At 51.2% G+C, this 14,671-nt stretch carries 11 protein-coding genes; 4 read left to right on the forward strand and 7 right to left on the reverse strand.

Translation table 11 applies throughout. The features are described 5' to 3' along the window. Positions 1-24 precede the first annotated feature (24 nt). The 5 genes from AYJ59_RS07325 to gyrA all read right to left on the reverse strand — a co-directional run bounded on the left by AYJ59_RS07325 (position 25) and on the right by gyrA (position 6,988). Positions 25-927: a prephenate dehydrogenase gene (locus tag AYJ59_RS07325; protein WP_127119724.1), complete on the reverse strand. Its 903-nt coding sequence runs from the start codon at positions 925-927 to the stop codon at positions 25-27. A 40-nt stretch (positions 928-967) separates the two neighbouring features. Then, entirely contained in the window at positions 968-2,083 is a 1,116-nt protein-coding gene (gene hisC / locus AYJ59_RS07330; RefSeq protein ID WP_127119725.1) for a histidinol-phosphate transaminase, read from the reverse strand. Positions 2,084-2,099: 16 nt separating this feature from the next. Next, positions 2,100-3,200 carry a prephenate dehydratase gene (gene pheA / locus AYJ59_RS07335; protein ID WP_127119726.1) on the reverse strand — a complete coding sequence of 367 codons (1,101 nt, stop codon included), beginning with the start codon at positions 3,198-3,200 and terminating at the stop codon, positions 2,100-2,102. Between the two features lie 34 nt (positions 3,201-3,234). Further along, a complete protein-coding gene (gene serC / locus AYJ59_RS07340; RefSeq protein WP_127119727.1) occupies positions 3,235-4,299 on the reverse strand; it encodes a 3-phosphoserine/phosphohydroxythreonine transaminase in 1,065 nt (354 codons plus the stop codon). A 64-nt stretch (positions 4,300-4,363) separates the two neighbouring features. Continuing rightward, positions 4,364-6,988, reverse strand: a complete 2,625-nt coding sequence (gyrA, locus tag AYJ59_RS07345) for a DNA gyrase subunit A (RefSeq protein WP_029938098.1) — start codon at positions 6,986-6,988, stop codon at positions 4,364-4,366. A gap of 283 nt (positions 6,989-7,271) precedes the next feature. Here gyrA and ubiG point away from each other — a divergent pair, with 283 nt between their 5' ends. The 3 genes from ubiG to AYJ59_RS07360 are packed head-to-tail and all read left to right on the forward strand — an operon-like array spanning position 7,272 to position 9,381. Continuing rightward, positions 7,272-7,991: a bifunctional 2-polyprenyl-6-hydroxyphenol methylase/3-demethylubiquinol 3-O-methyltransferase UbiG gene (gene ubiG, locus AYJ59_RS07350; protein ID WP_127119728.1), complete on the forward strand. Its 720-nt coding sequence runs from the start codon at positions 7,272-7,274 to the stop codon at positions 7,989-7,991. Positions 7,992-8,026: 35 nt separating this feature from the next. Next, positions 8,027-8,686 carry an HAD family hydrolase gene (locus AYJ59_RS07355; RefSeq protein ID WP_127119729.1) on the forward strand — a complete coding sequence of 220 codons (660 nt, stop codon included), beginning with the start codon at positions 8,027-8,029 and terminating at the stop codon, positions 8,684-8,686. Further along, a complete protein-coding gene (locus AYJ59_RS07360; RefSeq protein WP_127119730.1) occupies positions 8,683-9,381 on the forward strand; it encodes an SDR family NAD(P)-dependent oxidoreductase in 699 nt (232 codons plus the stop codon). Before AYJ59_RS07355 ends, AYJ59_RS07360 begins: the two co-directional genes overlap by 4 nt. Positions 9,382-9,482: 101 nt before the next feature. On the opposite strand, the gene AYJ59_RS07365 is transcribed toward AYJ59_RS07360, so the two are convergent. Next, positions 9,483-10,208 (reverse strand): elongation factor-1 alpha, encoded by a 726-nt coding sequence (locus AYJ59_RS07365; protein ID WP_127119731.1) that lies wholly within the window; start codon positions 10,206-10,208, stop codon positions 9,483-9,485. Positions 10,209-10,532: 324 nt separating this feature from the next. On the opposite strand from AYJ59_RS07365, the gene ppsA reads away from it, so the two are divergent. After that, a complete protein-coding gene (gene ppsA, locus AYJ59_RS07370; RefSeq protein WP_127119732.1) occupies positions 10,533-12,947 on the forward strand; it encodes a phosphoenolpyruvate synthase in 2,415 nt (804 codons plus the stop codon). A gap of 63 nt (positions 12,948-13,010) precedes the next feature. Here ppsA and AYJ59_RS07375 read toward each other — a convergent pair whose 3' ends face one another. Further along, a complete protein-coding gene (locus AYJ59_RS07375; protein WP_127119733.1) occupies positions 13,011-14,660 on the reverse strand; it encodes an ABC transporter ATP-binding protein in 1,650 nt (549 codons plus the stop codon). Positions 14,661-14,671 lie beyond the last annotated feature (11 nt).

The raw sequence follows: 14,671 nt of genomic DNA on the forward strand, positions 1-14,671 counted from the left end.
AACAATCTTAATTCCTTTTACGTTTTACGGCTTTGCCTGCGAGCCGTCTTTTATTTCGTTCGGCTTGACGATGTGTTCGTCCCGTGCCTGCTTGGCCTGCGCAAAATAATCATGAAGGCGTTGCCCGTCGCCGGAGCCGACCAATTCGGTCAAGGCTTGAATTTCGGCTTGATAATGATTCAACCACTTGACGATGGCGTCGCGGTTCGTCAAAGCGATGTCCCGCCACATGACCGCGTCGCTGGAAGCAATGCGAGTAAAATCCCGGAAGCCACCCGCGGTGTACTGAAACACATTGCCCAATTCTTCATGCTCGTTCAGCAGATTGACCAACCCGAACGCCAACAAATGCGGTAAATGGCTGGTGGCGGCAAACACCTCATCATGAAATTCCGGTGTCATTTCCGACACGCAGGCTCCCGTGGCCTGCCAAAGTTCGGTCAGCTCGGCCAAAGCATCCTTATCGGTATCCTCCGTCGGCGTCAAAATCACACGATGGTCGACAAACAGATTCTCACAAGCGGCTTCGACTCCGCTTTTTTCTTTACCGGCGATCGGATGCCCTGCCACAAAACGTTTGGGGATTCGCCCAAACGCCGCTTTCACGGCGTTTAAGACCGAGGTTTTCGCACTGCCGACATCGGTCAGAAGTGTCTCTTCCGACAAGAACGGTTGCATCTCTTTCAAGACCGCTTCCATCGCGCCCAGCGGTACGGCTAAAACCACCACATCCGCCCCCTGAACCGCCTCTTGCAATGACAAGGTATATTGGTCGACGACGCCTAACTGCTGGGATTTTTGCAGGCTTTCTTCACGTGTTCCATAACCCGTGACGTTTTTGACTAGGCCTGCTTTCTTAAGCGCCTTGGCCAAGGAGCCGCCAATCAGCCCCACTCCAATAATCGTTATATTATTCCATTGTTTCATTTCATTTTTATCCGTTGCCGTTCCAACCGTCTATTGTGTATTAGGCCGAACGACTTAAAATCTTTCGCAAAGCATCCATGAAATGGCTGTTTTCTTTTTGCAGCCCAATCGACACCCGCAAGAATTCAGCGAAAGTACCTTGTTTGGCGACGGGGCGGACAATCACGCCTTCCGCCAACAAGGCTTGATTGACCTGTAGTGCGCTTTCACCCAATCGGACACAAATGAAATTACCTTGGGATGGGATATATTCCAAATCCATATCGTCGAAAAAGCGCATCAGACTGACCATGCCCTGCTGATTCAGTTCCACCGTTTTCTTGACGAAAGCTTGGTCGGTTAAGGCCGTTTGTGCGGCCACCTGCGCGAGATGGTTGATGTTGAATGGCTCACGAATCCGGTTAATGTAGCCAATCACTTCCGGGTGACCGACCATGTAACCGACCCGCAATGCGGCCAAACCATAGGCTTTTGAAAAGGTTCGCGAAACCAACAGGTTCGGATATGCATCCAGATAGTCAAGTCCATCTGCATAGTCCGGATCGGTCACGTATTCGGTATAGGCTTCATCCAGCACAACAATGACGTGCTTCGGTACTTTCTGGATAAAGTCTTCCCATTCGGTTTTTCCGAAAAAGGTGCCGGTCGGATTATTCGGGTTGGCTAAATAAACCAGTTTGGTTCGCTCGGTAATCGCATCGGCCATGGCGGCCAAATCATGCCCCCAATCCTTCGCGGGGACTTCGACACCCGTCGCGCCGACCACCTGAGCGCTAATGGCATAGACGGCAAAACCGTACTGCGAATACACGATTTCATCACCCGAACCCGCAAACGCCCGAGCGGCCATTTCCAACAACTCATTCGAACCGTTGCCCAGCGCAATCTGCGACACATCACGCTGCAGAAAATCCGCCAGAGCTTGTTTCAGATAATAATTATTGCCGTCCGGATAACGTCCCAGATTCATCAGTTCCGACTGAATGGCTTTCACCACTTTCGGGCTACTGCCCAGTGGGTTTTCATTGGACGCCAATTTGGAGATGCGAAACAGGTTATGCTCGCGCTGCAATTCAGAAATCGGTTTCCCCGGCTGGTAAACTTCGATACGGTTGACGTGTGACAGGACCTGGTCGGAAAACAAAGGGTTGGACATATCGTAATCGCTTCAATTAGTTCAACGGGGAGACGGGAAAAGAGCCCAAGATTTTACAAAAGCTGGTTTTTTGTTGAACCTCTTGAATCGCTTCCGCGAGATTGGTGTCTTTTTGATGACCATCGACATCGATGAAAAACAAATAATCCCATTTGGTTTCCGTTGATGGAATCGACACGATGCGCGTCATACTGATATTGCGCGTGGCGAAACTCGATAACACATCCAACAAGGAGCCGGCCTTGTTGGGCATGGCCAACACCATAGCGGTTTTATCTTCACCGCTCGGTTCGGTCGCTTCGGAGCCGATGACCCAAAACTTGGTCGTATTATCCTTGCGGTCTTCGATGTGGGTTTCCAACACGTTCAAAGAATACAATTGGGCCGCGGCTTCTGAAGCTATGGCGCCCAAACTGTCATCCTGCTGTGCCATTTGTGCGGCCAGCGCATTGGAGTCCACCGGTTCCAACGCAATACGAGGGGCATTGTTTTTCAACCACTGTTCACACTGTCCCAGCGCCTGTGGGTGGGCGACGATTTTTTCAATACCGTCCAACGAACTTTGTTGTGACAGCAGACAATGATGGATTTCCAAACCGACTTCACCGGAAATCTTTAACGGCGTGGTCACCAACTCGTTTTGGGTTTGCTTCACCACGCCTTCCGTGGAATTTTCAACCGGCACCAAACCATAATTGGCGTCGCCCTTTTCAACGATTTCAAAGACTTCCTCAATCGACGAAACCGCCAATGGATGCACCGACGAACCGAACTGTTTTATCACGCCGGCATGTGTAAAGCTGCCTTCCGGCCCAAGGTACGCGACCTTGATCGGTTGTTCCAACGCCAAACAAACCGACATGATTTCACGAAACAACCGCGCCATTTCATCATCCGGAATCAAGCTCTTATTACGCGCTTTGACCGCACGCAAAACCTGTGCTTCCCGTTCCGGGCGGTAAAATACCGCTTCCACCTGGCCGCCTTTGGTTTTGATGTCCGCCACTTTCTGGGCACAGTCTGCACGGCGCGAAATCAATGCCTGAATCTCGGCATCAATTTGGTCGATTTCTTCTCGAATCTCGTTGAGTTGCTGTTTTTCTGTTTCGTCAATCATAAAGTCTTGTCGTTTTACTCAGGGCTGGCTGTTATCAGGCGTATTTCGCTTCAAAGTTTTTCATGAACTGCACCAATGCATCCACGCCTTCTTCCGGCATGGCGTTATAGATACTGGCACGCATACCACCATAGGCTTTATGGCCTTTCAAACTCAACAGACCGGCGGCTTTCGACTCTTCCAGGAACGCCGCGTCCAAATCCGCATTTTTCAACTTGAAGGTCACATTCATCCAAGAGCGCACAGACGGGTCGACTTCGTTGTAGAAGAAATCCGAAGCGTCAATCAAGTCATACAGTTTTTTCGATTTACGCTGATTGATTTCCCCCACGGCGTCAACTCCGCCCTGCTCTTTAATCCAGTCGAAGACCAGACCGGCCAAATACCAAGAGAAGGTCGCCGGTGTATTGAACATGGATTCGTTATCGTTGTAGGTTTGCCAATTCATCAGATTCGGAGTATCGGAACGCGCCTGTCCGATCAGGTCCTCGCGCACCACAACAATCGCCAGGCCTGCCGGGCCGATATTCTTTTGCGCTCCGGCATAGATAACACCGTAGTCGGAGACATTGATCGGACGGGAAAGAACTGTAGATGAAAAGTCGGAAATGATGGGCTTGTCGCTGATGGGAGCGGATTGATATTCCACACCGGTGATGGTTTCGTTCTGGCAAATATGCAAGTATTTGGCTTCAGGTGACAGTCGCCACGTTTCCGGAGCCGGAATGCTGTTCTCGGCTTTTGCGACTTCGTTCACATTGACATAACGAGAGGCTTCTTTAATGGCTTTTTGAGACCAAACACCGGTGTTGACGTAATCCACCACATCATCGGCTTCGGTTAGGTTCATCGGCACACCGGCAAACTGCAAAGAGGCGCCGCCATGCACGAACAACACCTTATAATTGCTAGGAATGCCCATGATTTCACGTAAGGTGGCTTCCATATGGTGCGCCACTTCCATAAATTCCTTGCTACGGTGACTCATTTCCATCACCGACATGCCTGTATTATTCCAGTTTAAAAACTCCGCCTGCGCTTTACGCATCACAGCTTCCGGCAACATCGCAGGGCCGGCACTAAAATTAAATGCTCTCATTGTGTCTCTTTATTACATTGAACTTGGAATTGGGCCGATGAACCCGGCCCGATTTGATTGAACATTATTCCGTTGCAGTGTCTTCTCCAGCGTCCGATTCAGGCGCAGCATTCTCGACAGTTGTCTCATCCGCCGCCTCGTCGATGGCCTCCAACAGCTCTTCGTCCTGAACATCGACGACAGCCAAACCGACCACGACTTCACCTTTGCCGACGTTGATCAATTTCACACCCTGGGTATTACGTCCCACCACGGAAATTTCGGAAACGCGCGTACGCACCAAAGTCCCTTTATTGGTAATCAGCACCACTTCCTGTTCCGGTGTCACCGCGACCGACGACACCACATTACCGTTACGGTCGGAGGTTTTAATGGAAATGACCCCTTGTCCGCCACGATTGATGGTGGAGTAGTCGTCCACCGGCGTACATTTACCGTAACCGTGCTCGGTCGCGGTCAGAATCAATGTGTCTTGACGCGCCACCTGCATGCTGATAATTGACATATCGTCTTTCAGTTTCATGCCACGCACACCACGTGCTTGGCGCCCCATGACACGGACGTCGTTTTCGTCGAAACGAATCGCCTTACCGATATTACTGAACAGCATGATATCCTGTTCGCCATCGGTAATGGCCGTTCCGACCAGCTCGTCATCGTCCAACAAGTCGACGGCGATGATACCGTTGGCTCTTGGACGTGAAAAGTCCGCCAACGCTACACGTTTCACGGTCGATTTTTTGGTCGCCATAAAGACATAATAACCGTCGGAGAATTCCGTCACCGGCAAGATGGAAGTGATGTACTCACCATCTTCCAATGGCAGGACGTTCACAATTGGTTTCCCTTTCGAACCTCGGCTCGCCAAAGGTAACTGCCAAGTCTTCTGCCAATAAAGCTTGCCGCGGTTAGAGAAGCACAGCAACATATCGTGTGTACTGGCCACCAAAATCTTACCAACCTGATCGTCTTCTTTCATTTGCGTCGCCGATTTGCCACGACCGCCCCGACGTTGTGCCTGGTAATCGGACAACGGCTGCGTTTTGATGTAACCGTCTTGCGACAAGGTGACGATACGGTCTTCGACCGCAATCAAATCTTCAGCGTCGATTTCTTGATACGAGTGGTCGATTTCAGTACGACGATCATCACCGAAGTTTTCGACAACTTCCAGCAATTCTTCACGTACCACTTCAGTTAAACGGTCCGGGTTACGGAGAATCTCCAGGAACTCGGCGATTTTTTCGATCAACTCGCGGTATTCGTTTAGGATTTTATCCTGTTCCAAACCGGTCAAGCGGTGCAGGCGCATTTCCAGAATGGCTTGCGCCTGAACCGGTGACAACTTGTAGATGTCGCCATCGGCACCAAAGCCAGCTGGCAGATCTTCCGGACGCACATCATCCATTTCGACGCGATCCAGTAGTTGTCCGACATTGCCGATTGGCCAGTCGCGCTCCAACATACGCTCTTTCGCGACCGATGGGCTTGGAGACGATTTAATCAACTCGATCATTTCGTCGATATTGTTCAACGCCAGCGCCAAGCCTTCCAAGATATGCGCTTTTTCACGCGCTTTGCGCAGGTCGAAAATCGTGCGACGCGTCACCACTTCACGGCGGTGGCGAATAAAGGCTTCCAACACGTCCTTCAGGTTCAGCAATTTTGGCTGGCCGTCCATCAAGGCCACCATATTGATGCCGAAAACGGTTTGCAACGCGGTCTGTTTATAGAGATTGTTAATCAGAACCTCCGGGACTTCACCACGACGTACCTCAATCACGATACGCATACCGTCCTTGTCGGACTCGTCTCGCAGGGCGGTGATGCCGTCAATTTTTTTCTCTTTGACTAGTTCGGCAATACGCTCGATCAGTTTGGCTTTATTGACCTGATACGGGATTTCATGAACGATGATGGAAGCTTTGCCACTCTTATCGGTTTCGACACTGGTTTTGGCGCGCATTTGCACACGACCGCGACCGGTTTCATAGGCTTCTCGGATTCCCTTGGTGCCATTGATAATCCCGTAAGTCGGGAAATCTGGTCCCGGTAAATACTCCATCAGCCCAGGAATATCCAACTCAGGATTGTCAATCAGGGCCACGCAGGCATTGACGGTTTCGTTTAGGTTGTGCGGCGGGATATTGGTTGCCATCCCTACCGCAATCCCGGAAGAACCGTTGACCAGCAAATTCGGAACTCGTGTCGGCAAAACGTCCGGTTCAGTCTCGGAACCGTCGTAGTTCGGAGTGAAGTCGACGGTTTCTTTTTCCAGATCCGCCAATAATTCATGTGCGATTTTGGCCATTCGAACTTCGGTATAACGCATCGCGGCCGGCGCGTCCCCGTCGATTGAGCCGAAATTCCCCTGTCCATCCACCAGCATGTAACGCAACGAGAAAGGTTGCGCCATACGCACAATGGTGTCGTACACCGCCGTATCGCCATGCGGATGGTATTTACCAATCACATCCCCGACGATACGTGCCGATTTCTTGTAAGGCTTATTCCAGGAGTTCCCCAATTCGTTCATCGCATAAAGCACGCGACGGTGAACCGGTTTCAGACCGTCTCGAACATCCGGCAAGGCTCGCCCTACAATAACGCTCATCGCATAGCTGAGATAAGATTGTTTCATCTCATCTTCTAATGAGATCGGAAGAATTTCTCTTGCAAAATCAGACATAGAATCACAGTTTTCTTTTTAGTTGACATTAGCTAAGCATTATAACCCAAAAAAAGGCCTTTCCTCTAGGTTTTATGCGTCCTGTCGGCAATCGATGCGCAATTGACCTTTCCCAGCCATTCATCAGGGTTTATGCGATTTTTCATTCACCAATTTATCGGGGGATTCAAATTTTCAATCACGAAAGCTACGGCTTGGATTAAGTCACATAAAAACCCGAGTAGTTGCTATAATCACTAGCACTTTACCAATTGCCAAAAAGTTCCGAGGAAGTTTTGTTTTTATGTCAACGTCCAAAACGCCACACATCAACGCCGACCAAGCCGAACTGAACAATTTCAATCAGCTCGCCAACACCTGGTGGGACGAGTCGGGCGAATTCGGCGCACTGCATAAAATCAACCCTTTCCGATTAACGTTCATGGAGCAGTTTTTGCCCATTGAAGGTCACACCATCCTCGACATCGGTTGCGGCGGCGGGATTCTATCGGAAGCCATGGCCAAGGCCGGCGGCCAAGTCACCGGCATCGACTTGGCCGAAGAAGTTTTGACTGTCGCCAAACTGCATGGCTTGGACTCAGGTGTCAAGGTTGATTACCGTTTGGAAGTGGCGGAAGACCACGCCGCTGAACACTCAGAACATTACGACATCGTCACCTGTATGGAAATGCTGGAACACGTGCCACAACCAGCGGCCATCATCGAAGCGGCTGCTAAAGCCGTAAAACCCGGCGGCTGGGTGTTCTTTTCCACCCTGAACCGCAATTACAAATCCTACCTATTGGCGATTTTCGCGGCGGAGCAATTGCTGGATTTGGTTCCCAAAGGCACTCATACGCACGAAAAATTCATCCAACCTTCCGAGTTGGATGCCATGGCAAGACAAGCCGGACTGCTACTCAAAGACGGCGCCGGCATCGAGTTCAACCCGCTCTTAAAGCGTTATGGTTTGAGCGAGAAACTCGATGTCAATTACCTGATGGCTTATCAAAAACCCGCTTAACCGCAATGACTGACCGAATTGAAAGAGACAACCCTATGACCATTCGATGTGTGCTTTTTGACTTGGACGGCACCCTGCTCGACACTTCCTACGATTTTGCCTACGCGCTGAACCACACCTGCCGGCATTACGGCCAAAAACCGTTGCACTATCAGGACATTCGCAAAACCGTTTCTCAAGGCGGCTTGGCGATGACACAACTGGCGTTTCCCGGCTTGGAAGGCGAGGAATTGGAAAGCAAACGTCAGTTTTTCTTGGATGTGTATTTCAAACACATCGACATGCATACGCGCCTTTTCCCGGGGCTGGAAGCCGGCCTGGCGGAAATTGCCGAACGCAATATTCCTTGGGGCATCGTCACCAACAAACCCACCTGGCTGACGGAAAAATTATTGGAAAATATTCAATTCCCATCCGAACCGGCCAGTATCATTTGCGGCGACACCTTAAGCGTGCGTAAGCCGCATCCGGAACCCTTGTTGTTGGCCGCACAACAATGCGGCGTCACCGCAGACCAATGTATTTACCTCGGCGACCACCCGAGAGACATTGAAGCCGGCATCAACGCCGGGATGCAAACCGGGGCCGCCATGTTCGGTTATTTGCCGGAAGCCGCCTCGGAAACCGCTTGGCCGGCCGATTATTTCTTTGAAACCCCGATTGAAATCACCCACTTCATCCAAGAGAGATTATGAGCACTTATTTAATTACCGGTGCTGCGGAAGGCTTGGGGCGCAGCCTCGCAATGGCCTTAGCATACGACAACAACCAACTGATTTTATTGGATAAAAACCTAAAAGGCTTGAATCACCTTTATGACACCATTGTCGACTCCGATGACTACCAAGCGGAACCGGCTTTGTTTCCAATGGATTTGCTCGGCGCCAACATCGAACATTACGGGCAACTGAGAACCACATTGGAAAATGAATACGGCCATCTTGATGGGGTGTTTTTGAATGCCGCGACCCTACCGGCCTTTACGCCGGTTGAGTATTTCGATTACACCCAATGGTACGAAGTGCTGCACACCAATTTGAATGCCAACTTCCATCTCATTCAGCAAACACTGCCTTTATTACGCGCTGCACACGCCGGGCAGTTGGTTGCGACATTGGATGGAAACCTGGAAAGCAATCCGGCTTACTACGGCGCTTACGGAGTGGCCAAAGCCGGGCTGGAACAGCTTATGAAAACGGTGGCGCTCGAAAACCAGAAAATCCCCGTGCGCTTTTACACCGCCAAACTCGGTGCCTTTCAGTCCAACACACGTAGTCGCCAATTCCCGAGTGAGAACCCCGAGACCATTCCGACCAGCCAGACTATTGCCGCCGAGCTCCTGAAAGCTTTGCAAGACGATTCCGCGGCCGATTTTCTGCAAAAACTCTAAAACTGAAAAACGCCCAGGCCTGGGCGTTTTTGCAATTCAATTCATTTAGTTGTCGTTTCGCCTTTTCAAAAGGCATTTTCAGCGATTATGCCGGCGGCGTTTTACGCGCGCCATGGCATCACCCACATTTGATATAAGGACGTGAACAACATAATCGTCGCGGCAATGCTGTAACCAAAGCCACCGATAATCACAAACCAGGCAAACTGTGGGTTCATTTTCGTCAGCCACCAGGACGCAATGTCCACCACCAGAAACGCAAACGGAATAAAGATAATCACCGCCTTCACCCAGCGATTGAAGCCAACCGCCATCGAAAAAATATAACCGACAAAGAAGAAAATAAACGAGATGCCGAACAAATGGATGTGTGAAACGCGTGTTAAAGAAGTAATGTCCGCACCCTCATCCACTTTGGCGATGCCTTTCATGGTATCGAATTGCGTGACATTCGGCAGAGACTTGATGTGCGCATGACACATGGCGCATTTTTGCATCACGATCGGCTGAACAATCGGCTCCCATTCCGATTCCTTCGCCCCGTCACGCGCCCACTTAATCAATGTCATCCGTTCTTCCGGCGTGGCTTTGTCTTTCATCGACCCGTTCAGTTTCGACTCCAGCTTGGAGCCGGTTCGATTCCCGTAATAACTGTACACAATATCATCGACCGAAACCCCGAATTTACCGTCCGCCATACCGTGCGTCAGCAGTATTTGTCCGCCGGCCATCAACAGCCCTAGCCCCACCACCATAATGTAGCCGGTGAACAGGGCTTTTAACGGAATACTGAGCTCGGGTAGCGACCAGTTTCGGGTAGCATTCATGATCAAATCTCCTCATTATCGGGTTACAATCGGTCTGGAAACTTATGCTGTGCAAACGGCCGGATGTGTTTTTATTTGGGTTTGAATACGCCTGGGAAGGGCGTATGATGTTACACAGCATTAACACCTTACAAACTATACAACTTTTTAGCCGAATGTTTCATGAATTTGTGCTGAGATTGCGCAGAGCATTGGTTTCACAAGGAAATTTTCGAAGAAGCGTCGTATCGGTGATTACGGCCGACTGAGAAAATATTTCTTGTGGAATCAAGGAACAAGCAAAATCGGTGCAAATTTGTGAAATATTCGGGTTAGGAGAACATCATGGCAAAGCGGCGTTATATTCGTTTTTTTGATGAGATTGGAATTGATGATATTCCATTGGTGGGTGGCAAAAACGCCTCCCTGGGAGAAATGTTTCAAGCCCTGACCCCAGTCGGCGTTCCGGTACCAAACGGTTTTGCCGTCACCGCCGAGGCTTATCGAGCCGTGTTAACGGAAAATGACTTGTGGGACAAGCTTCATGACATTCTTGACCCGCTCGACGAATCCAGCGTAACCGATTTAGCCGAACGCGGTCAGGCCGCACGGCAATTGGTTTACCATGCCGATCTGCCACAAGCGTTGATCGACGAAATTCTCGACGCTTATCACGTTTTAAGCGACTGTTTCACCACGCCGATTACCATGGCCATTCGCAGCTCGGCAACGGCGGAAGACCTGCCCACCGCCAGTTTCGCCGGGCAACAGGACACCTACCTCAACATCAGCGGTGAGACCGCCCTGCTCGATGCCTGTAAACGCTGCTTTGCCAGCTTGTTCACCGACCGCGCCATCCATTACCGAATCGACCAAGGGTTCAATCACTTTGATGTCGGACTGTCGATAGGTATCCAAAAAATGGTGCGTTCCGATTTATCCGCCTCCGGGGTGATGTTCTCGATCGACACCGAAACCGGTTTTAAAGATGCGGTGTTCATTACCGGTGCTTACGGTCTGGGCGAAAACGTCGTTCAAGGCGCCGTCGACCCGGACGAATTCTATGTCCATAAACCAACCTTTGAACAAGGTTACCGAACGGTACTGCGTCGCCACCTTGGCGCCAAGAAAATCAAAATGATTTATGCAGCGGACGCCCATAAATCGCCGGTGCGCAACATCAGCACCTCCCTCGCCGAACGCCAGGCTTACTGCATCACCGACGAGGAAGTCTTAAAACTGGCCGATTACGCCATCCGCATTGAAAAACATTACAGTGACAAAATCGGTGCTCAACGCCCGATGGACATTGAATGGGCCAAAGACGGCGATGATGGACAACTTTACATCGTCCAGGCGCGCCCGGAAACCGTTGCGTCCCAGAAGGTCGGCACCCAGTTGAAAACCTATCAAATCACTCCGGAACCGGATGCGCAAATTCTGGTGGAAGGCCGTGCCGTCGGCAGCAAAGTCGCTCACGGCCAGGCCCACGTGATTCAGGACGTGGCCTACATCGACCAATTCAAAGCCGGTGAAATCCTCGTCACCGACATCACCACCCCGGATTGGGAACCGGTGATGAAAATCGCGTCGGCCATTATCACCAATCGCGGTGGCCGGACCTGCCACGCCGCCATCATTGCCCGCGAACTCGGTATTCCCGCCATTGTCGGCTGTCCGCACGCTACCAAGGAGCTGGAATCCAACCCGGAAGTCACCGTTTCCTGCGCCGAGGGCGACACCGGCAAAGTCTATCTTGGCAAGCAACCGTTTGAAATCCATGAAACCGACCTGTCCGATTTGGATATGCCGAAAACCGACATCATGCTCAATCTCGGCAATCCGGCACTGGCGTTTCAAAGCAGCTTCATCCCGAACCAAGGCGTCGGACTGGCGAGAATGGAGTTCATCATCAACGAGTCGGTCAAGGCCCATCCGCTTGCCCTACTGCGACCGGAAAAAGTCACCGCCAAAACCGTTCGCGAACAACTCGAAGAACTCATTAACGGTTACGATAACGGCGAAGCCTTTTTCATCGACAAACTCGCCAGCGGGATTGGTACCATTGCCGCCGCCTTCTATCCGAAACCGGTTGTGGTCCGCCTGTCGGACTTTAAATCCAACGAATACGCCAGCCTGCTGGGCGGAAAATATTTCGAACCCGACGAAGAAAACCCGATGTTGGGCTATCGAGGCGCATCGCGTTATATTTCCGAGGCGTTTGAGCCGGCCTTTGCTCTGGAGTGCCAAGCCATCAAACACGTGCGCGAAGAAATGGGCTTCAGCAATGTCATCGTGATGATTCCGTTTGTGCGGCGTGTGGTCGAAGCGCAAAAAGTGATCGAAACCATGGAAAGACATGGTTTAAAGCGTAATAAAAATGCATTGAAAATCTATATGATGTGCGAGATTCCCAACAATGTACTTGAAATGGATGCCTTCGCGCCCTACTTTGACGGTATCTCCATCGGCTCGAACGATTTGACGCAGCTGGTGCTTGGTGTGGATCGGGATTCCGCTTTGGTCGCAGACAGTTACGACGAACGTGCCGAAGGCGTGAAAACCATGATTAAATGGGCGGTTGAAGGAGCTAAACGCAATGGTCTGCACTCCGGACTATGCGGTCAGGCGCCGTCGGATTATCCGGAAATGGCCGAGTTCTTGATTGAACTGGGTATTGACTCCATCAGTTTGAATCCGGATTCGGTGTTGAAAACCATGCAATGCATTGCTGAACTGGAAGGTCAGGCCAAAACCTGATTGAAGGTGAAAGCACTTTCCTGAAAAGTCGCCAGGCCTGGTGACTTTTCATACTCGCTTGAATTAAAGTGTTGGTGTCTCTGGCGGACGATTAAAGGCCTGTTTAATCAACTCCGGCGCGGAATCCAACAGCTTGCGAGTGTAGTCATGCTGCGGGTTCAGCATAATGTCTTCCACCGGCCCCTGTTCGACAATCTGCCCTTCTTTCATCACCGCCACCTGATGGGCGATGGCGGGAATAATCGATAGGTCGTGGGTGATGAACAGATACGACATGTGATATTGCTGCTGCAATCGGTTCAACAGCTCCAACACCTGCGCCCGTACCGATACGTCCAAGGCGCTGGTCGGCTCGTCGCAGATAATCAGTTCCGGCTCCACCGCCAAGGCACGGGCAATGCCGATGCGCTGGCGCTGGCCGCCGGAGAACTCATGCGGATAACGGAACTTGTGCTCCGGCAGCAGCCCGACCTGCTCCAACAATTCATCAATGCGGTCATCCTGTTCGGCCAGCGTTTTCGGGCCGACCTTCAAGGTGTTCATGCCTTCACGGATAATGTCACGAATCTGCATTCGCGGGTTCAGCGCCGAGAACGGGTCCTGAAAAATCACCTGCACCCGTTTGCGAAACGGCTTCATATGGCGTTCATTCAAGGGCAGCAAATCGACGATTTCCGATTCGGTATGAAACTCCACTTCGCCGAACGTCGCGTCCACCAAGCGTAAAATCGCCTGCCCGATGGTGCTTTTGCCACTGCCGGATTCGCCGACCAGCGCCAAGGTTTCCCCGCGATTAATCGCCAGATTGACGCCATCTACCGCTTTCACATAACCGACGGTGCGCTGGAAAATGCCTTTTTTAATCGGAAAATGCACCTTCAAATCGCTGATGCGCAACAGGCTGCGCGCTTCCGAAACCGGCTTGTAAGTCAGTTTCGGCACGGCATCGGCCAGCAGTTTTTGGGTATACGGATGGGTCGGGTTGGCAAAGAAATGCGCTTTATCGGCCTGCTCGACCAATTCACCCTGCTTCATCACCGCCACGCGATCCGCCATTTCGTTGACCACGCCCATGTCATGAGTAATAAACAAAATCGCCAGGCCTCGCTCATCGCGCAACCGTTTCAGCAGCTCCAACACCTGGGCTTGAATGGTGACGTCCAAAGCGGTCGTCGGTTCATCGGCAATCAATAAATCCGGCTCACAGGCCAACGCCATCGCAATCATTACGCGTTGCTTCTGCCCACCGGACAATTGGTGTGGATACCAGTCGTAACGTGCCTCCGGGTCGGGAATGCCGACTTCCTCAAACAGGCTGATCACCTTTTTGCGGGCGGCCTGACGATTCATTTTTAAATGAACCTTCAAGGCTTCCGCGACTTGATCCCCCACTTTCATGACCGGGTTCAAGGATGTCATCGGTTCCTGAAAAATCATCGCCACTTGCTGACCGCGCACTCGCTGCATTTTCACTTCTGGCAACAAGAACAGACTTTCGTCGTTGAGCACAATTTGCCCGCCGGTGATGTCCAGTGCTTCCGGCAGCAGACGCATAATCGCTAATGACGTCAGGGATTTGCCGCTGCCCGATTCCCCGACCAACGCGAAAATTTCCCCCGGTTGAATCTGAAAGCTGATGTTTTTGACCAGCGAAGTTTCACCGGCTTTGATTGCCAGGTGTTCAACGCTCAATACGGGTTCTTGTGATGCCATAGATTCATCCT

It is taken from the genome of Thiomicrospira sp. S5, assembly GCF_003991075.1.
GTDB classification, from domain to species: Bacteria; Pseudomonadota; Gammaproteobacteria; order Thiomicrospirales; family Thiomicrospiraceae; genus Hydrogenovibrio; species Hydrogenovibrio thermophilus.